19 protein-coding genes are annotated in these 18,265 nt (G+C 71.8%); 8 read left to right on the forward strand and 11 right to left on the reverse strand.

Going from position 1 to position 18,265, the window contains the following annotated elements; all coding sequences use genetic code 11:
• Positions 1 to 34 precede the first annotated feature (34 nt).
• From ACWDLG_RS22865 to ACWDLG_RS22885, 5 genes are all read right to left on the reverse strand, one after another.
• Positions 35 to 1,237, reverse strand: a complete 1,203-nt coding sequence (locus tag ACWDLG_RS22865; protein ID WP_449922828.1) for a hypothetical protein — start codon at positions 1,235 to 1,237, stop codon at positions 35 to 37.
• A gap of 141 nt (positions 1,238 to 1,378) precedes the next feature.
• Positions 1,379 to 2,149: a hypothetical protein gene (locus tag ACWDLG_RS22870; protein WP_449922830.1), complete on the reverse strand. Its 771-nt coding sequence runs from the start codon at positions 2,147 to 2,149 to the stop codon at positions 1,379 to 1,381.
• A gap of 126 nt (positions 2,150 to 2,275) precedes the next feature.
• Complete coding sequence (locus ACWDLG_RS22875; RefSeq protein ID WP_449922832.1) at positions 2,276 to 3,226, reverse strand: VOC family protein; 951 nt, start codon at positions 3,224 to 3,226, stop codon at positions 2,276 to 2,278.
• Entirely contained in the window at positions 3,223 to 3,936 is a 714-nt protein-coding gene (locus tag ACWDLG_RS22880) for a TetR/AcrR family transcriptional regulator (protein WP_449922833.1), read from the reverse strand. The genes ACWDLG_RS22875 and ACWDLG_RS22880 overlap by 4 nt, the downstream gene beginning before the upstream one ends.
• A gap of 46 nt (positions 3,937 to 3,982) precedes the next feature.
• On the reverse strand, positions 3,983 to 5,086 hold the full coding sequence (locus ACWDLG_RS22885; RefSeq protein WP_449922835.1) for a TetR/AcrR family transcriptional regulator: 1,104 nt from the start codon (positions 5,084 to 5,086) through the stop codon (positions 3,983 to 3,985).
• A 57-nt stretch (positions 5,087 to 5,143) separates the two neighbouring features.
• Between ACWDLG_RS22885 and ACWDLG_RS22890 the strand changes: the two genes are divergently transcribed.
• From ACWDLG_RS22890 to ACWDLG_RS22905, 4 genes are all read left to right on the forward strand, one after another.
• Positions 5,144 to 5,428, forward strand: a complete 285-nt coding sequence (locus ACWDLG_RS22890) for a cytochrome P450 (RefSeq protein WP_449922837.1) — start codon at positions 5,144 to 5,146, stop codon at positions 5,426 to 5,428.
• Positions 5,429 to 5,593: 165 nt separating this feature from the next.
• Positions 5,594 to 6,976: a cytochrome ubiquinol oxidase subunit I gene (locus ACWDLG_RS22895; protein WP_449922839.1), complete on the forward strand. Its 1,383-nt coding sequence runs from the start codon at positions 5,594 to 5,596 to the stop codon at positions 6,974 to 6,976.
• Between the two features lie 8 nt (positions 6,977 to 6,984).
• Complete coding sequence (cydB, locus tag ACWDLG_RS22900; RefSeq protein WP_354908362.1) at positions 6,985 to 7,956, forward strand: cytochrome d ubiquinol oxidase subunit II; 972 nt, start codon at positions 6,985 to 6,987, stop codon at positions 7,954 to 7,956.
• 261 nt (positions 7,957 to 8,217) lie between these two features.
• A complete protein-coding gene (locus ACWDLG_RS22905; RefSeq protein WP_449922841.1) occupies positions 8,218 to 8,757 on the forward strand; it encodes a hypothetical protein in 540 nt (179 codons plus the stop codon).
• 184 nt (positions 8,758 to 8,941) lie between these two features.
• Here the strand turns inward: ACWDLG_RS22905 and ACWDLG_RS22910 are convergent, their stop codons facing one another.
• The 3 genes from ACWDLG_RS22910 to ACWDLG_RS22920 form a co-directional block, all read right to left on the reverse strand.
• A complete protein-coding gene (locus tag ACWDLG_RS22910) occupies positions 8,942 to 9,919 on the reverse strand; it encodes an aldo/keto reductase (RefSeq protein ID WP_449922843.1) in 978 nt (325 codons plus the stop codon).
• 114 nt (positions 9,920 to 10,033) lie between these two features.
• Positions 10,034 to 11,071: a zinc-dependent alcohol dehydrogenase family protein gene (locus tag ACWDLG_RS22915; RefSeq protein ID WP_449922845.1), complete on the reverse strand. Its 1,038-nt coding sequence runs from the start codon at positions 11,069 to 11,071 to the stop codon at positions 10,034 to 10,036.
• Between the two features lie 431 nt (positions 11,072 to 11,502).
• Positions 11,503 to 12,384 carry a helix-turn-helix transcriptional regulator gene (locus ACWDLG_RS22920; protein WP_449923891.1) on the reverse strand — a complete coding sequence of 294 codons (882 nt, stop codon included), beginning with the start codon at positions 12,382 to 12,384 and terminating at the stop codon, positions 11,503 to 11,505.
• 481 nt (positions 12,385 to 12,865) lie between these two features.
• On the opposite strand from ACWDLG_RS22920, the gene ACWDLG_RS22925 reads away from it, so the two are divergent.
• Together ACWDLG_RS22925 and ACWDLG_RS22930 are read left to right on the forward strand one after the other, a co-directional pair.
• A complete protein-coding gene (locus tag ACWDLG_RS22925; protein ID WP_449922848.1) occupies positions 12,866 to 13,606 on the forward strand; it encodes a TetR/AcrR family transcriptional regulator C-terminal domain-containing protein in 741 nt (246 codons plus the stop codon).
• A 3-nt stretch (positions 13,607 to 13,609) separates the two neighbouring features.
• A complete protein-coding gene (locus ACWDLG_RS22930; protein ID WP_449922851.1) occupies positions 13,610 to 14,221 on the forward strand; it encodes a GNAT family N-acetyltransferase in 612 nt (203 codons plus the stop codon).
• A gap of 252 nt (positions 14,222 to 14,473) precedes the next feature.
• Here ACWDLG_RS22930 and ACWDLG_RS22935 read toward each other — a convergent pair whose 3' ends face one another.
• Entirely contained in the window at positions 14,474 to 15,127 is a 654-nt protein-coding gene (locus ACWDLG_RS22935) for a DUF4386 family protein (RefSeq protein ID WP_449922853.1), read from the reverse strand.
• A gap of 57 nt (positions 15,128 to 15,184) precedes the next feature.
• Between ACWDLG_RS22935 and ACWDLG_RS22940 the strand changes: the two genes are divergently transcribed.
• Positions 15,185 to 15,805 (forward strand): TetR/AcrR family transcriptional regulator, encoded by a 621-nt coding sequence (locus tag ACWDLG_RS22940; RefSeq protein WP_354908372.1) that lies wholly within the window; start codon positions 15,185 to 15,187, stop codon positions 15,803 to 15,805.
• 98 nt (positions 15,806 to 15,903) lie between these two features.
• Here ACWDLG_RS22940 and ACWDLG_RS22945 read toward each other — a convergent pair whose 3' ends face one another.
• Positions 15,904 to 17,121, reverse strand: a complete 1,218-nt coding sequence (locus ACWDLG_RS22945) for an FAD-dependent monooxygenase (protein ID WP_449922857.1) — start codon at positions 17,119 to 17,121, stop codon at positions 15,904 to 15,906.
• Positions 17,122 to 17,294: 173 nt separating this feature from the next.
• Between ACWDLG_RS22945 and ACWDLG_RS22950 the strand changes: the two genes are divergently transcribed.
• On the forward strand, positions 17,295 to 17,936 hold the full coding sequence (locus ACWDLG_RS22950; protein WP_449922860.1) for a TMEM175 family protein: 642 nt from the start codon (positions 17,295 to 17,297) through the stop codon (positions 17,934 to 17,936).
• Positions 17,937 to 17,951: 15 nt separating this feature from the next.
• On the opposite strand, the gene ACWDLG_RS22955 is transcribed toward ACWDLG_RS22950, so the two are convergent.
• Entirely contained in the window at positions 17,952 to 18,104 is a 153-nt protein-coding gene (locus tag ACWDLG_RS22955) for a hypothetical protein (protein ID WP_449922863.1), read from the reverse strand.
• Positions 18,105 to 18,265: the final 161 nt, after the last annotated feature.

Genomic DNA, 18,265 nt, shown 5'->3' on the forward strand with positions numbered 1-18,265 from the left:
CGGGGCGCCCGGAGGACGGGCGCCCCGGCACCGCTCACACCAGGATGCGCCGGTGACCGGCCCGCTGGGGCGGGATGTGGACCTTGGCGAGCTCGCGCATGGCCCGCTGGGCGCCGGTCTGCCTGGCCAGGGCGCGGGCCCGACCGGCCAGCTCGGCCGACCGCTCCCGCTCGTGGGCCTCGGCGTACGCGTGGGCCATGCGAGCCAGGGCGAAGGCGGTGGCGAAGGTCGACACCGTCCGCGGCGGTTCCTTCTCCAGGATCTCGATCGCGCCGGTGGCCTGGCCGAGATCGACGAGGCAGCCGGCGCACAACGTGTTGTGCGCCTCCTGGGAGCAGTCGATCACGTACGGCGTGTCGTCGCCCGGCACCGCCAGCGACTCGGCCGACTCCTCCAGCCGGCGCCGGCACATGTCCAGGTCCCCGGCCAGCGCGTGCCCCTGCGCCTCGTGGTGCCGCGCCAGCGCGTCCACCCGCGGAGGGAGCGCGGCGCGTTCGCGGGCGGCGACGGCGATGGCGACCAGCTGGTCGGGATGATCGGTGGTGTCGGAGAGGCCGCCCCGCTGGGCGAGGGTGTAGGCCTCCAGCAGCACGTCGGCCGCCTCGTGGGCGTCGCTGATGGCCTCGTCCGACCACACCAGCGCCCCGTCCGGATCGCCGGCCTCGTGGTCCATGCGGCTGATCAGCTCCGCGTTCTCGGCGGCGAGCAGCAGGAACGCGCGTCTCGCCGATGAGCCGGCGTCGCGGCGGAACCCCTCGATGCCGGTGAAGACGCTCCGCAGGGCGTTGCCCAGGGCGGCGGGGCGGCGGTCGGCGCGGGTGTAGGCGCCCACCAGCGCCTTGAAGTACCGGACGGTTTCCTCGTCGGCCCGATCGGGCGTCTCGATCGCCCGGCCGGCGCGCTCTTCCTCCTCCGCCGCGAACATGCCCGGCAGCAGGGGGATGCCCGTGAGGTAGTGCCACAGCGTGGTGCCGGCCGCGTCCCCGACGAACAGCGTGGCCTCGTCCACGTCGAACGCGCGGCAGAGCAGTTCCGCGTACCGCTCGTCGGGCCGTCGCTCTCCTGCCTCCCAGCGCCGGAGTTCCTCGGTGAGCGCCTCCGGCGCGGGCAGCCGATCGCGTGATTCCTCGTCCGCCACGTCGGCAAGCCGCCGGCTGAGTTCCCGGCGGTTCCAGAGCTGCCCCTCGCGCAGAACGCGCAGGCGGGCGGCCCAGATCGGAACGTCGATCTCAATCATTGGCGTATCCCTACCTTGGGGAGTTTTGTCCCATACTGCCGCTTTCCTGGGCCTCTCGTTAGACCGAACCGGTAGATCGTCTTGAGTTGGTGGACGGGAGCGCACGCCGCCTCGCCGCCGGAGGGAGTACGGCACCGTGCTTCAGAACGGGCGCGGCCCTGCCAGGAGCTCGCCGACCTGGACGACCGCGAACTCGACCTGGCTCTGACCCTCCTCCCAGTTGGCGATCAGCGTGCAGCCCTCGTCGGTGAGCAGGTCGCCGCCCGGCCGCTCGGTCCGCAGGTACATCAGCCCCTCCTCGCCGTCGGTGCAGAAGAAACTCAGGTGGGCGAACAGCTCGGGCGGCGTGAGGGCGGCCAGCGCCTCCTGCCACTCCTCGGCCGCCTCCGCCTCGAGAGGGAGAAGGCTTTCGGGGCCCGTGCCGAGCGCCGTGGCGACCCGCATCGCGTCGAAGAGCGTGCCGTCCGAGACCAGCCGCGGGTAGCAGACGGTCCAGGTGTCGCGCAGATCGGACGCGGCGAGGTCGTACCGCGCCAGCAGGGGAGCCAGGTCGCCGCCCAGGACGAGCCGGCCCGCGAAGCACGCCGCCGCGAGATCCGCCTCGAACTCCGGCGGCAGCCCGGCCTTGTCGAACTCGAAGACCGACCGGCTCGCGTCGAACTCCAGCAGCGGCTCGTCCAGGTCGAAGATCGGGCAGTCCCGGACGACCGGCTCGACGCCGCGCAGGGCAGCCGGGTTCACCCAGACGGCGTCCCGCGCGAAGCCGAGCTCGTTGATGAGGTTGCCGCCGAAGAACGTCGCATAGACGGCGTCGGCGTCGAAACTCGCCAGCGGACGGCCGAGCAGGATCTCAAAGGCGCCGGTCAGCTGTTCCAACCACGGTCCCGACATGTTCGCGGAAGTGGAGTTCATGCCGGGACCGTATAGGCCGGGTCCGTCATTCCGGACCGGGTTCGTCGGAAGCGGGCGGAAGATCAACTCCCTGCCGATCTTTTCTGCGCTCAGCCTCCTCGAAGCCCGGCCCGGGTGAGGGGAAGGTCAGCTCGCCTGGCGGAAGACGACGGCGACGCCGAGCGCGGCGGCGGCCGGGACGAAGATCTCGCCCCTGGCCGTCCTGCCGAGCGGCACTCCCCTGCCGTGCAGCAGCCGCTCGGTCGCGCCGAGGTCGCGGGTGGCCACCGTGTACGCCGCGAACCCCGGCAGGGCGGCAGGCCGCTCCCCCGGCAGCAGCTCTCCCAGAGCCGACGCGCCCACCAGCGTGATGTCGGCGTCGCGCAGGCCGAACACCCTGGCCCCGCCCTCGCCGCGCGCGGGCAGCCCGAGGTAACGCGCGTACCGTTCCTCGGCCTGCGGCAGCTCGGCGTCGGCCACGCACAGCACGCACTCGACCAGGCCCACCGCGCCGTTCGGGTGCGGTCCGTGGTCGGAGCCGCCGTTCTCGGCCAGCCCCACCCTGCCCTCGGCCACCAGCCCCGGCGTGGCTCCGTCGAGTTCCAGGAAGCGCACCGGCTCCATCCTGGTGCCGTGCTCGGTCTCGACCGGGCGCTGTACGGCGTGCACGCCGCCGTGCTCCACGCCCTGCTCCTCCAGCCGCACGGCCTCACGCCCGACGTCGTCGGTGTCGAACATGAGGATGTGCACGCCCTCGAACCGGTCGAGGCAGGCGGTGAGGTTCGCGGTGGTGTTGCGGATCGCCGCCACGATCCCGGGCAGCCGGTCGTCGGGAACGCGCAGCGGGATCGGCCGGGCGTCGTCCGGCATCGCGCCCGTGGCCGCGCTGCCCGCCAGCGTCACCAGCTCGACGAAGTCGCCGGGGAAGTAGGCGTGGGTGTTGGCCACGCCGAACGGCTCGGCGGGCGCGCCGGGCGCAGGGGGCAGGACGGGGTAGGCCGCCGGCGGGAGGGTGAAGCCGAGCGTGCCGTACCGCTCGACCGCCTGCCGCATGTCCCTGACGATGTGGCCGACGTGGTGCAGGCCCAGCACGGTCATGCGTCGCCTCCGTACGCCGCTTGCTCGAAGTCGCGGCCGAGCCGCTCGAAGATCCCGATCACCTTGTCCGCGGCCGGCGCGCAGTCGGCTCCGGTGGGCGTCCGCTCCGGGCCGAACGTCCTGTGCAGGGTGACGGCCAGCTGGTCGGCCTTGTCCTGCAGCCCGAGCGTGAGCTGCGGCGGCAGCAGCGGCTCGATCGCGAAGAATCCGTAGGCGATCGTGGGCAGCGCGTAGTCCAGGTCCTCCTGGCGCACGCCCTCGCGCAGCAGCCCGTGCTCGGCCAGCACGCCGAGGTAGTCGCGCGAGGCCAGCAGCTTGGCACCCTCCAGCGGCCCGCGGGCGGGGCTGTCGAGGAAGGCGCCCATGGTGTCGGCGTCCCTGGTGAAGATGGCCCGCAGCACCGGCCGCTCCATCGCCGTCACGAAGAACCTGCGCATGTACCGGTGCAGCGCGACCTCGGCGGCGTCGGCACGCATCGCGGCCACCACTTCGTTGATCATCGCCACCGCCTCGCGCGCCCCGACGGCCAGGAACACCTGCTCGCGGGAGCGCCAGTGCAGGTAGACCGTGCCCTTGCCGACTCCTGCGCGTTTGGCGATCTCGTCGATCGTCACCCGGCGGTATCCCCAGCGCAGGAGCAGGTCCTTGGCGGCGTCGAGGATGCGGTCGGCGCGCGCCCGCCGTTCGGCGGCGCCCGGTGGTGCGGTCATGAATCCTCCTTATGACCAGTGACTCATGACCACATTAGCAAACTGGTCACGACGGTGTGGTCCGCGACGGGGCCGTGGCGGCGACGGCATGGCAGGCGCCCCTGCCCTCCGCGCGCGCGACCACGCGTCCCGCCTCCACGCGGACGGCCACCTCGGTCCCGTCGCCGGCCCCCTGCGCGCCGGCCCCCTGCACACCGGCCGCCGCGGCCGGCGCGCCCGACTCGTCGCAGACGACGGCCAGCGGCGGCTGGGCCGCGGCGGGAAACGCCTGGCGCAGGCAGCCGGTCACCTCGGCCACGGCCAGCCTCGCCAGGGGCAGGAGCTCCGCCGGATCGCCGGTGACCACCACGGCGGTGACCCCCGTTCCCGGCGGCGCCGCCCGCACCGCCTCCTCAGCGGCCTCGAGCCGGTGCAGGCCGAGCACCGCCACCACGCCGTCGTCGGCCAGCGGTACGGGCCGGCCCGTCACGGCGTCGAGCGCCGGCGGAGGCGCCCACGGCTCGTCGGCCGGTCGCGCCTCGGGAGCCCAGGCCAGGTGCGGTGGCGGCCATCGGTCGTCGAGGTCGAGGCCGGCCAGCCGCTCGCAGGCGGTGACGACGTTGAAGGGCTCCACGAAGCCGGGCGCGGCGGCGGCCAGCTGGCTCGCGCCGTGGAGGGTGGTCAGGACGGCCTCGGCCGCGCGCACCCGGCGCCGGCCCTCCCCCAGGTTCAGCCGTTCGAGCGCGAGCCCGAGCAGGATCGCGTCGAGCCGCATCAGCTGCGCGAACGCGGTCCTGGTCCGCTCGTCGGCGAGCACCTCCGGCAGCACGTCCATGCCGAGCCTGGCCTGGCCGCGCGGGTCGTCGGTGGCCAGGGGCAGCCGGGCGAGCCAGGCGCGCGCGAAGGCGCGCAGCGCCTCGCCTGCCGTACGGCCGGGCTCCTGGTACGGCGGGTCCGGTGGCCGCTCGGCCAGCTCGGCCATGACCGCGAAGTAGAGCGCGCGCTTGCCGGGGAAGTTGGAGTAGACCGCGCCGCGGGTCAGCTCGGCCCGCTCGGCGATGCCGTCGACCTTGGCGTCGCGGAAGCCGCGCTCGGCGAACTCCTCCCTGGCCGCGGCCAGCACCTTGGCGCGGTTGCGTTCCTGCGTCTCTGCCCTGCTGAGCCGGCCCATCGTCCTCCTCGTCGGCGGTTGCCGTCCTGGGAGATCCACGATAGTGCCGCCATCCAAATGACATCATCATCTGAATGTTCAGAACATCCGCCAACCGGGACCCGCGCGTGTTCGCCGACCCCGACACGCTCGACGTCACTCCCGGCGGCGCCCGGGCACCTCGGCTACGCTCACGGCCCCCACTTCTGCCTCGGGGCCGGGCTGGCGCGCGTCGAGGCCGAGGTCGCGCTCGGCGCGCTGCTGCGCCGCTTCCCCGGGCTGGCGTCGGCCCCCGGCGAGCACGGCGGGCGCTTGCCCGACCCCGGCACCTGGCGCCTGGCCGCGCTGCCGGTGACCGTCTGACCCGCGACGGCCCGTGGCGGCCGGGACACGGCACAGGGTGGCCGGCACACTCGCTCCGCCACCCCGCCCAGACGGCGCCTGATCAGGCGGAAAGGACCAAGGTCCCGGCGCGCAGGGTCGGCCGGCCCTACGCCCGCACCAGGCGCGACCTCGACGCTGTCAGGCATGGATGTCCTTGATCTGTCGCGATGGCAGTTCGGTATCACCACCGTCTACCACTTCCTGTTCGTCCCCCTGACCATCGGCCTGTCGATCCTCGTGGCCGGGTTGCAGACCGCCTGGCACCGCACCGGCAAGGAGAAGTACCTCAAGCTGACGAAGTTCTGGGGCAAGCTGTTCCTGATCAACTTCGCGATGGGGGTGGTCACCGGCATCGTGCAGGAGTTCCAGTTCGGGATGAACTGGAGTGACTACTCCCGCTTCGTCGGTGACGTGTTCGGCGCGCCGCTGGCCATGGAAGGGCTCATGGCCTTCTTCCTGGAATCGACCTTCCTCGGCCTGTGGATCTTCGGGTGGGACCGGCTGTCGCCACGGCTGCACCTGGCGACCATCTGGGTGGCCGCGATCGGCACGAACATCTCCGCCTACTTCATCCTGGCGGCCAACTCCTGGATGCAGCACCCGGTCGGCTACCGCATCAACAACGGCCGCGCCGAGCTGACCGACATCTGGGCGGTGCTGACCAACTCCACCACCCTGGTCACCTTCCCGCACGTCATCTTCGGCGCGTTCGTCACCGCCGGCGCCTTCGTCCTCGGCGTGAGCGCCTGGTTCCTGATGCGCGGGCGAGACGTCGACCTGTTCCGCACCTCCGCCAGGTTCGCCATGGTCGTCACCATGATCTCCTCGATCGGGGTGGCCTTCTCCGGCCACTGGCAGGCGCAGATCATGACCGAGCAGCAGCCGATGAAGATGGCGGCCGCCGAGGCGCTGTGGGAGGACGAGCGCGCCGCCGGCTTCTCGCTGTTCGCCGTGGGCGACGTGGAGAACGGCCGCAACCACATCAACATCCAGATCCCGTACGGCCTGAGCCTGCTGGCCACCGACACCCTCGACGGCGAGGTCGAGGGCATCAACGACATCCAGGCCCGCTACGAGCGGCAGTACGGCCCCGGCGACTACCGGCCGGTGGTGGGCATCGCGTACTGGACCTTCCGGCTGATGATCGGCTTCGGCGCGCTGTCGGCGCTGCTGGCGCTGGCCGGGTTGTGGCTGACGCGGCGCGGACGGCTGCCGGAGTCGCGCTGGTTCTACCGGGTCGCGCTCGCCGGGATCGCGCTGCCGTTCGCGGCCAACACGATGGGGTGGATCTTCACCGAGGTGGGCCGCCAGCCGTGGACGGTCTTCGGGATCATGCGCACCGCCGCCGCCGTCTCGCCCGGCGTGGACGTGGCCGAGGTGGCCATCACGCTGGTCGGCTTCACCCTGGCCTACGCCATCCTCGCGGTGATCGAGATCAGGCTGCTGCTCAAGTTCATCAGGATCGGCCCGCACGAGCAGCCCGCGCCCGAGTCCGACCCCGACGCCGTCCCCGCCCCGAGCTACTGAGGAACACCATGGAACTCACCACCGTCTGGTTCCTGCTCATCGCCGTGCTGTGGACCGGCTACTTCGTCTTGGAAGGCTTCGACTTCGGCGTCGGCATGCTCATGCCGGTGCTGGGACGGAGCGCGGCCGACCGCAGGACCATGGTCGCCACCATCGGACCGGTGTGGGACGGCAACGAGGTGTGGGTGCTGGTGGCCGGCGGCGCCACCTTCGCCGCCTTCCCCGAGTGGTACGCCACCCTGTTCAGCGGCTTCTACCTGCCGCTGTTCCTCATCCTGCTGGCGCTGATCGTGCGCGGCGTGGCGCTGGAGTACCGCAACAAGTCCACCTCGACCAAGGGCTGGGACCGCGCGTTCTTCTGGGGCTCCCTCGGCCCGGCCGTGCTGTGGGGCGTGGCGCTGGCCAACGTCGTGCGCGGCGTGCCGCTGGACGCCGACCACGAGTACACCGGCACCCTCCTCACGCTGCTCAACCCCTACGCCCTGCTCGGCGGTATCGCCACGGCGGCGCTGTTCGCCCTTCACGGGGCCACGTTCCTGGCCCTGCGGACGACCGGCGAGCTGCGGCAGCGGGCCACGCGGGTGACCCGGCTGCTCGGCCCGGTGGCCGCCGTCCTGGCGGGGCTGTTCCTGGTCCTCACCGTGGACAACCCGCTGACCTGGATCGCCGTGGTGGTCGCGGCGGGCGGCCTGGTGACCGCGGTCGGCGCGACCCTGCGCGGCCGGGACGGCTGGGCCTTCACCGGCACCGCGCTCGCCATCGTCGCCCTGGTGGTCACGCTGTTCGGCAACCTGTTCCCCGACGTGATGCCCGCGCTGGACCCGGCCAACAGCCTGACCGTGACCAATGCCGCCTCCAGCCCCTACACCCTGACGGTGATGACGTGGGTCGCGGCCGTCTTCACCCCTGTCGTGCTGGCCTACCAGGCCTGGACGTACTGGGTCTTCCGCCGGCGCCTGACCGGAGCCGTCACCTCCTGACGCGTCTGGAGCAGCCGGCGCCGGTCCATCAGCGCCGCCGCGAGAGCCTGGCCGCCTGGCCCGGCTGACGTCTGGGCCGCCCCCACCCGGGGCGGCCCTGCGCGTTGCCGGGGCCTGGCGTTCCGGCTGGAGAGGAGCGGGGTGCGGCGGAAGTCCCGGACCGAACGGGCCGAAGGTCCTTCCGCAGCGAGTCCTTCCGGCACTGCCCCGCGGAGCGCGCAGGCGGTGTGCTGGAAGCACCCCAAAACAAGGAGTGCAGCGATGACCGCCATCCACGCACAGCGCATCACCGCCCCCGCCCCCGCGACGCCGAAGAAACGCCCGGTGGACTACGTGTGGGCCGTCGCCCGCATCGCGCTCGGCTGGGTGTTCCTGTGGGCGTTCCTGGACAAGACCTTCGGCTTCGGGTTCGCCACCCCCGCCGCCAAGGCCTGGATCAACGGCGGCAGCCCCACCACCGGCTTTCTGAAGGGCACGGGCGAGAACGCGCTCGGCGGGCTCTTCGCCGGCCTCGCCGGACAGGCCTGGGTCGACTGGCTCTTCATGGCCGGCCTGCTCGGCATCGGCCTGGCGCTCGTCCTGGGGATCGGCACCCGTGTCGCGGCGGCCGCCGGCGGCCTGATGCTGATGCTGATGTGGGCCGCGCAACTGCCGCTGGCCACCAACCCCTTCATGGACGACCACATCGTCTACACCATCGTGCTGATCGGCCTGGCCATGGCCGGCGCCGGCAACACCCTCGGCCTCGGCACGTGGTGGGGCGGCCTGGACATCGTCCGCCGCAATCCCTACCTGAAGTAGCGACCGCCGCGCCGTCGGGCCCGCCCCTGGAACCGGGGGCGGGCCCGCGCCGTCTGCTTCCCCGCCCGCAGATCGACCACCCGGCGGCCGTGGTGGCAGACCGCTGACGTTCTCGGATCCCCTCGAATCCCCCGGCCGCCGTGCCGTGGACCAGGCAGACCATGCTGACCGGCGTGGCCGGTCGTCAGCGTTGGATCATCCGCATCTGCTCCTCGCTGTGGTCCGCGCCGGCGGCCGGGGGCAGGCTGTCGAGCCTCGCGAGCTGTTCGGCGGTCAGCTCGATGCCGTCGGCGGCGATGTTCTCCTCCACGCGCGAGACCCGCTTGGTGCCGGGGATCGGGGCGATGTGCTCGCCCTTGGCCAGCAGCCAGGCCAGCGCGACCTGCGCCGGGGTGGCCCCGGCCGCGGCCGCGACGGCCCGCACCTCGTCGGCGAGAGCGAGGTTGCGCCGGAAGTTCTCGCCCATGAAGCGCGGACTGGTCCTGCGCCAGTCGCCCTCGTCGAACTCCTCGGGCGAGCGGATCGCGCCGGTGAGGAAGCCGTGCCCGAGCGGCGAGTAGGGCACGAAGCCGATGCCCAGCTCGCGCACCACCGGCAGCACCCGCTCCTCGACGTCACGGGTCCACAGCGAGTACTCCGACTGCACCGCGGTGACGGGGTGGACGGCATGGGCGCGGCGGATGGTCTCCGGCCCGGCCTCCGACAGGCCGATGTGGCGGATCTTGCCTTGCCGGACGAATTCGGCAAGGACACCGACGGTGTCCTCGATCGGGGTGTCCGGGTCGACGCGGTGCTGGTAGTACAGGTCGATGTGGTCCGTGCCCAGGCGCTTGAGCGAGCCGTCGACGGCGGTGCGGATGCTCGCCGGGCTGCTGTCGAGGCGGCCGGGGCCGCGGCCGGTGTGCGAGATCATGCCGAACTTGGTCGCCACGGCGACCTGGTCGCGACGGCCTTTCAGGGCCTTGCCGACGAGGTCCTCGTTGACGTACGGGCCGTAGACCTCGGCGGTGTCGAGAAAGGTGACGCCCAGCTCCAGCGCGCGGTGGATGGTGCGGATCGACTCGGCGTCGTCGCTGCCGGCGCCGGTGTAGCCGAAGGACATGCCCATCGTGCCCAGGCCGATGCGGGAGACGTCCAGGTCTCTCAGCGTGGTGTGTTTCATGATCGCCTCTCGGGACGAGTTCGATCGTCGCGGCTCGCGACGTGGGGTCGACGCCGCCGCCGATGATGTCGGCGCCGTAGGGCGGCACTCGCGGCGGCCATCGTGCTCCTTCGGTCAGGGCTGGATGAGGACCTTCAGCGCGGTGCGGTCGTTCATCGCGCGGTAGCCGTCGGGCACCTGCTCCAGGCCGATGGTCCGGTCGAACACCCGGCCCGGCTCGACCGCGCCGCTCAGCACGTCGGGCAGCAGGTCCTCGATGTAGGCGCGCACCGGGGCGGGGCCGCCGGTCAGCGTGATGTTGGGGCCGAACAGGCTGCCGAACCCGATCGGCGCGTCCTCGTACTGCGGCACGCCGACGCGGCTGATGACACCGCCGGGACGGACGATGCCGAATGCCGTCTCGTAGGCGTTCATGTAGCCGACCGCCTCCAGCACCGCGTGGACGCCCTGGCCGCCGGTCAGCTCGCGCACCTTCTCGACGCCTTCGGCGCCGCGCTCGGGCACGACGTCGGTGGCGCCGAAGTCGATGCCGAGCTTGGTGCGCTCGCCGTGGCGGCCCATCAGGATGATCCGCTCGGCGCCGAGCCGCCGGGCCGACAGCACCGCCATCAGCCCGACCGCGCCGTCCCCGATGACCGCCACCGTGGTGCGCGGGGTGACGTGGGCCCGCTTGGCGGCGTGGTAGCCGGTGCCGTACACATCCGCCAGCGTCAGCAGCGACGGCAGCAGCTCGCTGTCCTCGCCGACGGGCAGCTTGACCAGGGTGCCCTGCGCCTGCGGGACGCGGATCGCCTCGGCCTGGCCGCCACCGACGCCGCCGGAAGCCCAGAAGCCGCCGTTGAGGCAGGAGGTGTGCAGGCCCTCGCGGCAGAAGGCGCACGTGTTGTCGGAGTAGGCGAACGGCGCCACCACCAGATCACCACGCCTGAGCCCGGACACTTCGGCGCCGAGATCCTCGACCACGCCGAGGAACTCGTGCCCCATCGGGGTGCCCTGCTCGGAGGCCGGCAGGTTGTGGTACGGGTGCAGGTCGCTGCCGCAGACGCACGAGCGCACGATGCGCACGAGGGCGTCGGTGGGCTGCTGGATCGCCGGATCGGGCGCGGTCTCCACGCGCACGTCACCGGCACCGTACAGGAAGGTAGCTCGCATCGGGGTTTCCGTCTCTTGTCTTCGTCGTCGGGCCTGCCCGGGGCCGATCGTCCGGCCGTCCCAGGCCAGGTCCGTTACAGGTGAATCCGTGCCGCCGCAGAGATCGGGCGGCGGAAGTCGCGGGTGTCGTCCGCCTGCACGGGCGGCGCCACCCTCAGACCGGGCTGCGCACCAGGACGCGTCGGCACCGATCGGACCGGCAGCCAGGGGAACTCGTGGCCGATCCGGCCGATGTGAAGCCGGCGCGGCTTCGGGCTTCCCTGGTCAGCTCCATCAAACAGGCCCGCCATGACATGCGGCAGGGCCTGCTGTTACAGGTAATGGCAGAACCCCCCAGCCAAGGGTGACGGGCCCACTGCGCGGTGCGGGGATGGATTCGCGCAGCGGATCGCGCGCTCGGGGGATGTGGAGTCAGAATGCCGGTGGCGTGGTCAGCTCTGGTCCGGGGCCGACGGCTGTGCCTCGGCGAGGTCCTGGGTGGCCGCCCAGCTGGCGAGCATCTTCAGGCCGTCGGCGGCGGGGCTGCCCGGGGCGGCGGTGTAGACGTTGAGGGTCAGGCCGGGCTCGGACGGCAGCTCCATCGATTCGAAGTTCAGGTCGAGCTGCCCGACCACCGGGTGGCGCAGCCGCTTCTGGCCGCTGCGGTGGAACCGCACGTCGTGGGAGGCCCAGCGCTGCCGGAAGACCTCGCTCCGCGTCGACAGCTCACCGACGAGCTCGATCAGCGCCCGGTCGTACGGGTTGCGGCCCACCTCCAGCCGGAGCATGGCGGCGGCGTCGTTGGCGATCCGGTCCCAGTCGACGAAGAACTCCCGCGCGGCCGGATCGAGATAGACGAACCGGGCGGTGTTCGCCGGGCGGCGCGGGTCGGCCAGGACGGGGGCGTAGAGGGCGCGGGCCAGGCGGTTCGTGGCGACGATGTCGTGGCGGCCGTTGCGCACCCAGGCCGGGGCGTCGGTGATGGCATCCAGCACCTGCTGGATCACCGGCCGCACCGTGGCCGGGGGCGTACGGCGGCGGCGAGAGCCTGGGCCGGCGGTCCGGGCGAGAGAGAACAGATGCTCACGCTCGGCCTCGTCCAGCTGCAGGGCGCGGGCCAGAGCGTCCAGCACGCTGTCGGAGGCGCCGGAGAGGTTCCCGCGCTCCATGCGGACGTAGTAGTCGATGGAGACGCCCGCGAGCATCGCGACCTCCTCCCGCCGCAGCCCCTGGACGCGACGGTTGCCGCCGTAGGCGGGCAGCCCCGCCTGCTCCGGAGTGATGCGCGCCCGGCGTGAGCTGAGAAACTCGCGGACCTCGGCGCGGTGGTCGATCTGGCCCATAACCCCAGGGTAGGCAGGGTGACGACGGTGAAGGAGGTAAGGCCAGTACCCCGGACGAGCGGCACTCCCAGGAACACCGCCTCCTCCTTGCCCAGGCGAGCCGGCAGGTCGGCAACGGCGCGGAACTTGGGGTGCCGTTAGGGATCGACGCACCAGGGGCGAGGTGGCTGAGGACGCGGGTCAGCTGAGGATTGCACGGCCTCCGGAGAGCTGACAGTGGTCGCCCTGGTCCGTAAGCGGGTTTCGCGGAAGCTCCACGGCCGGACGCCAGGGGGCCACTCGCCTCAAGGCGAAGACCGTGTAGGTGCGGGGAGTGCCTCGCACGCGACAGCGATGTGGTCGTTGGTGGAGCGGAACGCCGCGGTCTCGTGGGTCTCGTGGCGGGCAGGCGCGTGCAGGACCTGCTGTTAGGAAGGCCACACTTCTCCGTACGCGATACAATGTACGTCGTACAGTATTGGAGAGGTGAGTGATGGAAGCAGAGCGGGAGTTGCCCACGGTGGTCGCGCGGATGTGGGGGCGGGAACCGGCGTCGCGCCGCGGTCCCCGCCCCGGTCTGACGCTCGGCCGGATCGCCGACGCCGCGATCGTGATCGCGGACGCGGAAGGCCTGGCCGGCGTGCGGATGAGCAGCGTGGCCGCCCGGCTGGGCGTGTCCACGATGGCGCTGTACGGCTACGTCGAGAGCAAGGACGACCTGCTCGCCGCGATGGTGGACACGGCGGCCCCGGATCCGCCCGAGCCGGGCGACCTCTCCTGGCGCGCGTACCTGGCCGCGTGGACCCGCGCCCACCGCGACTTCCTGGCGAGCCACCCGTGGCTGCTGGAGGTCGCGCCGCTCACCCCGCCCGTCGGCCCGCGCGCCCTGCGCTGGCTGGACCGGTCGCTGACGGTGCTGACCGGTGCCGGGCTGGCGGCGGCGGAGGCCGTCAACATCACCACCACCCTGTCGGCCTACGCCGTCAGCGCCGCCACGCTCGCCGTCGCCATGAGCGGGACGGTCGACGAGGCGGGACCCGAGGGCCCGGCCGGCTACGCCGCGATGCTCTCCCAGCTGGTCGACGCCGACGGGTATCCGGGGCTGGCGGCGGCGCTGGAGTCCGGCGCGTTCGGCGCCGCGCCTGAGTGGGTCGAGGACGCCGACTTCGTCTTCGGCCTCACTCTGCTCCTCGACGGCGTCGAGGCGCTCATCACCCGGCGGAAGGAAGGCTGAACCATGATCGAGGTCAAGCGGGCCGCGGACCTGGGCGAGAGTTACCGCAAGGCGATCACGAGGATCTTCGTTGACGGCTTCGGTCCAGATCTGTCGTATTTCTCCAAGGATCCGGAGAAGCTCACCGACGCCCTGGCGCACATGCTGGTGCTCGACCTGTTCTACGTCGGGCTGGTCGACGGGGAGCCGGCGGGCATCGTCGCGTGCACCGACGGGCGGCAGCGGGCGGTCCGGCACGACCGGCGGGAGCTGCGCAGGCATTTAGGTTGGTTGAAGGGGACGATCGCCGACATCTCGTTCAAGCGGGAATTCGAGAAGGCCCTGCCGTACGCCAGGGAGGGGATGGCCTCGCTGGAGTTCGTCGCGACCGGCCTGAACTTCCGCGGCCAGGGCGTGGCGACGGCCGTCATCCGTCACCTGCTCACCCTGCCGCAGTACGACGAGTACGTGCTCGACCCCGTCGCCGACAACAACCGCCCGGCCCTGCGCCTGTACGAGAAGTTGGGCTTCGCCGAGTTCAGGCGGGTCAGGACGCATCACGCGATGATCACCGGGATCGGGGCCTACGTGGGCATGCGTCTGGCCACGAGCGGGCCGAGGCCTCCCGCGGTCTGAGCGAGCGCGCGGATCGGGTCGCTCTCCTCAGGTCTCATCGATCAGCGCGTGCTCGGCCGGTCGTCTGGCGAACCGGTCGGGCGATCGTCGGTGCCGGCCGTACCGGGCCTGCGTGGGCGGGCACGGAGGTGGACGCGTTCGCCCACGCGGTCGGACAGGCTGTGAGGACATCGGCGGGCGCGGGGCCGGGAGCGAGGGGGCGTGGAGGATCCGCCCTGGAGAGGCCCAGGCCCCTCCATGGGAAGGTTCCGATCAGGTCAGGGAGGGGACACCGGCGCTCAGGCCGGTGGTCCGCGCCGGAAGGAAGGCCAGGCACAGCGCCCATCCGCTCCAGGCGACATAGCCCGCGAAGTTGGCCAGGTCGGCGCCGGGAAGACCGAGCGGCACGAACACCCCCGCCGCGATGGCCAAGGCCGAGCCCATCCCCAGGACACCGAACCAGCGCGGCGACCCCGGCAGCGCGACCAGCAGGAGGACGGTCCACGCTGCCGTGAACAGGTAGCCGAGAGTCTCGCCGATCCCGGTGCCGAGGTAGCCGTGGAGCGCGGAGAAAACGGTCTCCGCCACCTGTGGCTGCTCCGCATGGGCCAGCCCTGGTACGGCGAACGGCCAGCGGAGCAGGCCGAGTACCTGGACCAGCCCGGCCAGCACGCCCGCGTGCACCGACAGGGTGGCGGCCGCGCTGGGCGGCAGCCTCCTGCCGAGCAGGACCGTCGCGGGGATGAGCGCGCCCGCCCCCAGCGCCAGCAGCAGGAACCAGGCGGAGATCGTCGCCTGGTCGGCGGCGAACCTGGCGAGGATCTCCGCCGGCGGTTCGGCCAGGACGTCCGGATAGCCGAACGCGACTCCCAGACCGACGAAGGCGGTGTTGGCCGCGAGCACACCCGCGGTGAGGAACCATCTCATGGCGCCACTCCTAACTCTGAACGATGTTCAGTATTAAACACCGTTTAGAGTTAGCTTGTGAAGAGAGGACCGCAACGTTCGGCGAACCCCGAGGCTCTGCTGGACGCCGCCCTGGAGTTGATCGACGCCGGCCGGCTGACGATGCGGGCGCTGGCCGCCCAGGTGAACCTGACACCCGGCGCGCTCTACACCTACTTCCCCGACCGTGCGGCGATCGTGACGGCGCTGACCGACCGGCTGCTCGGCGCCGCCGACCTCGGCCTGCTGGAGGACACGACCAGGACGAGGGACGAGCGAATCGTCACGTTCGCGCTGAACCTGCGCGAGGTGCTGATGCGCCATCCCAGGGCGGTGCCCTCGATCCTCGGCGCCGCGTTCACCGGCCCCGTCGCGCTGCGGGTCGGCGAAAGCCTGCTCGGGGCGCTGCCGGATCCGCGCGCCGCCTACACCGTCATGGTCTACGTGCTGGGCGCGATCGCGCTGGAAGCCGCCGAGATCGAGGAAGCGGGCCCCGACGCCGTCGCACCGGAGGCCCAGCGGATCGCCGCCCGCAGGTCCGCCTTCGTCGTCGATCCCGAGGCCTTCCCGCGTACGCACGCGGCGGCGGACGTCATCGCCGCGTACGTCTCCACCGAACAGTTCCGCTGGGGCCTCGAGCGGGTCCTGTCCGCGCTCTAGGCATCCCCGCCCTGGGGGAGGCCAGGCCGTGAAGGACGCACGATCCAGCCGGGCCTTCAGGTGGCGAACCGCCAGGGGCGCCGGCGCCCGGCGCCGGCTCAGTTCGTCGGCGGGCTCTCGTCGTCATGGCCGCGCATCCGGTCCGCCGCCCGGCTCACCCCCAGGATGAGCCGTTCCACCGCCTTGTCGATCCGGTAGTACAGCCGTGGCGGGACGTGCGGGAGCAGCCGGGAGTGGCGCTGGCTGAGCAGCGTGAACATGTGCGCGGGCGGAAGGCCGATATAGCGCGGAAGGTTCTCGTACCACTGGGCGCTGTAGCGGGCCGATCTCTGGGTGGGCCGGATCGCGGACTTGCGTACCCGCTCGTAGCGGGCGAGGGCTGTCTCGAGATCCGGCTTCTCGTGCAGCGCGGCGGTCAGGATCGCGGCGTCCCCGAGCGCGAGGGCGGTGCCCGCGCCGATGGAGAAGTGCGTGGTGTGCGCGGCGTCGCCCACCAGCACGAGGTTGCCGCGGGACCACGTCCGGTTGGTCAGGGTGCGGAAGTTCAGCCAGCGCGCGCTGCCGCCGGAGTGCGCCCGGCCGATCAGCGGGTGGCCGTCCAGGACGTCGGCGAAGAGCTTCTCCAGCATGGTCAGGCAGTCGGCCTCGCTCGCCTCGTCGAACCCGAGCCCCTTCCACGTCTCGGGTGAGCACTCGATGACACAGGTGCTGTTGGCCTTGCCGTACCCGTAGCCGTAGCACCAGATCCAGCCATGCGCGGTCTCGGTGAAGGCGAAGGTGAAAGGGCCGAACACCCTGGTCGTGCCGAGCCAGATGTACATGTTCCGCCCGACTGCGACCTCGGTGCCGAAGTGGTCGCTGTGGCGTTCGCGCAGCATGCTGTTGATGCCGTCGCCGGCCACGACGAGGTCGGCGCCGGCCAGCTCGGCCTCGTCGGTGATCTCGCGCTCGAACTCGATGTGCACGCCGAGGGAGCGGGCCCGGTCGGAGAGGATGCCCATCAGCTCACGCCTGCCGATGCCGAAGCCCTCGTCCCAGTGATCCACCGTCACGGGCTCGCTGTCGCGGACGTGGGCGACCCAGCTGTCCCAGCGGACCGAGTTGGCGATGATGGCCTCCGCGGACTCGGCGTCGGCCCGGTGGAGGTCGTAGAGCAGGTCGTCCCAGTAGGTCACGCCCCAGCCGTCCGTCGCCCCGGCCGGGTTCCGCTCGTAGACGGTGATGTCATGGGACGGGTCCACCCGCTTCATCAGGATCGAGAAGTACAGGCTGGCGGGCCCGCCGCCGACGCAGGCGACCTTCACACGAACTCCCATTGTAGCTCAAAGTAAATGATCTGTTGCATTGAGTAACAATGCTATGTGCCTGGACGGTTTTCTGTCTCTGAGCCGCCGGTCAGAAGATGACCAAGGATCGAGACGGCGCGCCGCTGCGATGTCCGGCCGCGTGACACGCTGATCGTCCAGTCCTTCTGACATGGAGATCCGCCGTGGCCGCCGAAACTCCGGACGTGCCGTCCGGGCTCGGCAGGGAACGGGTGGCCGCCTTCACCGACGCGATCCTCGCGATCGCGATCACGCTGCTCGTCCTGGAGATACCGCGCCCTGGAGCGAGCGACCTCCCCGACCTGGCAGGGTTCCTCGCCGAGCAGGTCAGCTCGTTCTTCGCCTTCGTGGTCACCTTCCTCGTCCTGTGGCAGGTGTGGCGGGCCCATCACCGGCTCTTCGACCAGATCGAGCGCCTGTCCGGTCCGCTGGTGGCGGCGCACGTCCCGCTGCTGATCTTCGCCGTGCTCCTGCCGTACGGCACGACGGTCTTCGGGCTGGCGGACGAAGCCACCGGGCAGGACGCGGGAACCGCCCTCGCGGTCGGCCTGCTCGCCGGCAACGTGACCGCCGTGCTGGTGAGCCAGGCCCTGCTGGTCAGCCTCGTCCTCCGCCAGGGGTTGCACCGCCCCGGCACCGACCTGGCCCGCCTGCGCTCGGACGCCTGGGTGGGGTGGACGATCGGTCTCTACTGGGCCGCGACCACCGTCGCCTGCGTCTGGATCGCCGGCGTCGTCCCCTACCTGTGGCTCGCCTCCCCGGTGGCCGGCCACGTCGCCCACACCCTCACCGGACGCCGCCACTGACCGGCGCGTGCGGCGTCACGTCCGCGGCCCGGGTCCGTCCGGCCCCCGCCCGCCTTCCGGCGGCAGGCCGTCGCGCGTGCCGGGAGTGATCAACCCGGTCTCGTAGGCCAGGACGACCGCCTGGACCCGGTCGCGGAGGCCGAGCCTGGAACAGGATGCGCGCGACATGAGTCTTCACCGTCGTCGGGCTGAGGGTCAGGCGGTCGGCGAGTTCGTGTGCGCCGTCGAGACGGGGACATGCGGGCATCCGAGGAGGACGAGTGCGGAAATTAGCGCTGGCGATCTTCTGATGATCTGAGGCCCCGCAGGGCTTGCATCCGGTACCCAGG

The sequence above is a fragment of the Nonomuraea sp. NPDC003727 genome (genome assembly GCF_053586935.1).

What these genes read in the sequence shown, in the direction of transcription:
- ACWDLG_RS22895 (WP_449922839.1), top strand. Translation starts at nt 5,594, where the DNA reads ATGGATGTCCTTGATCTGTCGCGATGGCAGTTCGGTATCACCACCGTC.
- ACWDLG_RS22875 (WP_449922832.1), bottom strand. Translation starts at nt 3,226, where the DNA reads ATGACCGTGCTGGGCCTGCACCACGTCGGCCACATCGTCAGGGACATG.
- ACWDLG_RS22915 (WP_449922845.1), bottom strand. Translation starts at nt 11,071, where the DNA reads ATGCGAGCTACCTTCCTGTACGGTGCCGGTGACGTGCGCGTGGAGACC.
- ACWDLG_RS22870 (WP_449922830.1), bottom strand. Translation starts at nt 2,149, where the DNA reads ATGAACTCCACTTCCGCGAACATGTCGGGACCGTGGTTGGAACAGCTG.
- ACWDLG_RS22865 (WP_449922828.1), bottom strand. Translation starts at nt 1,237, where the DNA reads ATGATTGAGATCGACGTTCCGATCTGGGCCGCCCGCCTGCGCGTTCTG.
- ACWDLG_RS22945 (WP_449922857.1), bottom strand. Translation starts at nt 17,121, where the DNA reads ATGGGAGTTCGTGTGAAGGTCGCCTGCGTCGGCGGCGGGCCCGCCAGC.
- ACWDLG_RS22905 (WP_449922841.1), top strand. Translation starts at nt 8,218, where the DNA reads ATGACCGCCATCCACGCACAGCGCATCACCGCCCCCGCCCCCGCGACG.
- cydB (WP_354908362.1), top strand. Translation starts at nt 6,985, where the DNA reads ATGGAACTCACCACCGTCTGGTTCCTGCTCATCGCCGTGCTGTGGACC.
- ACWDLG_RS22880 (WP_449922833.1), bottom strand. Translation starts at nt 3,936, where the DNA reads ATGACCGCACCACCGGGCGCCGCCGAACGGCGGGCGCGCGCCGACCGC.
- ACWDLG_RS22910 (WP_449922843.1), bottom strand. Translation starts at nt 9,919, where the DNA reads ATGAAACACACCACGCTGAGAGACCTGGACGTCTCCCGCATCGGCCTG.
- ACWDLG_RS22890 (WP_449922837.1), top strand. Translation starts at nt 5,144, where the DNA reads ATGACATCATCATCTGAATGTTCAGAACATCCGCCAACCGGGACCCGC.
- ACWDLG_RS22925 (WP_449922848.1), top strand. Translation starts at nt 12,866, where the DNA reads ATGGAAGCAGAGCGGGAGTTGCCCACGGTGGTCGCGCGGATGTGGGGG.
- ACWDLG_RS22930 (WP_449922851.1), top strand. Translation starts at nt 13,610, where the DNA reads ATGATCGAGGTCAAGCGGGCCGCGGACCTGGGCGAGAGTTACCGCAAG.
- ACWDLG_RS22935 (WP_449922853.1), bottom strand. Translation starts at nt 15,127, where the DNA reads ATGAGATGGTTCCTCACCGCGGGTGTGCTCGCGGCCAACACCGCCTTC.
- ACWDLG_RS22955 (WP_449922863.1), bottom strand. Translation starts at nt 18,104, where the DNA reads ATGTCGCGCGCATCCTGTTCCAGGCTCGGCCTCCGCGACCGGGTCCAG.
- ACWDLG_RS22885 (WP_449922835.1), bottom strand. Translation starts at nt 5,086, where the DNA reads ATGGGCCGGCTCAGCAGGGCAGAGACGCAGGAACGCAACCGCGCCAAG.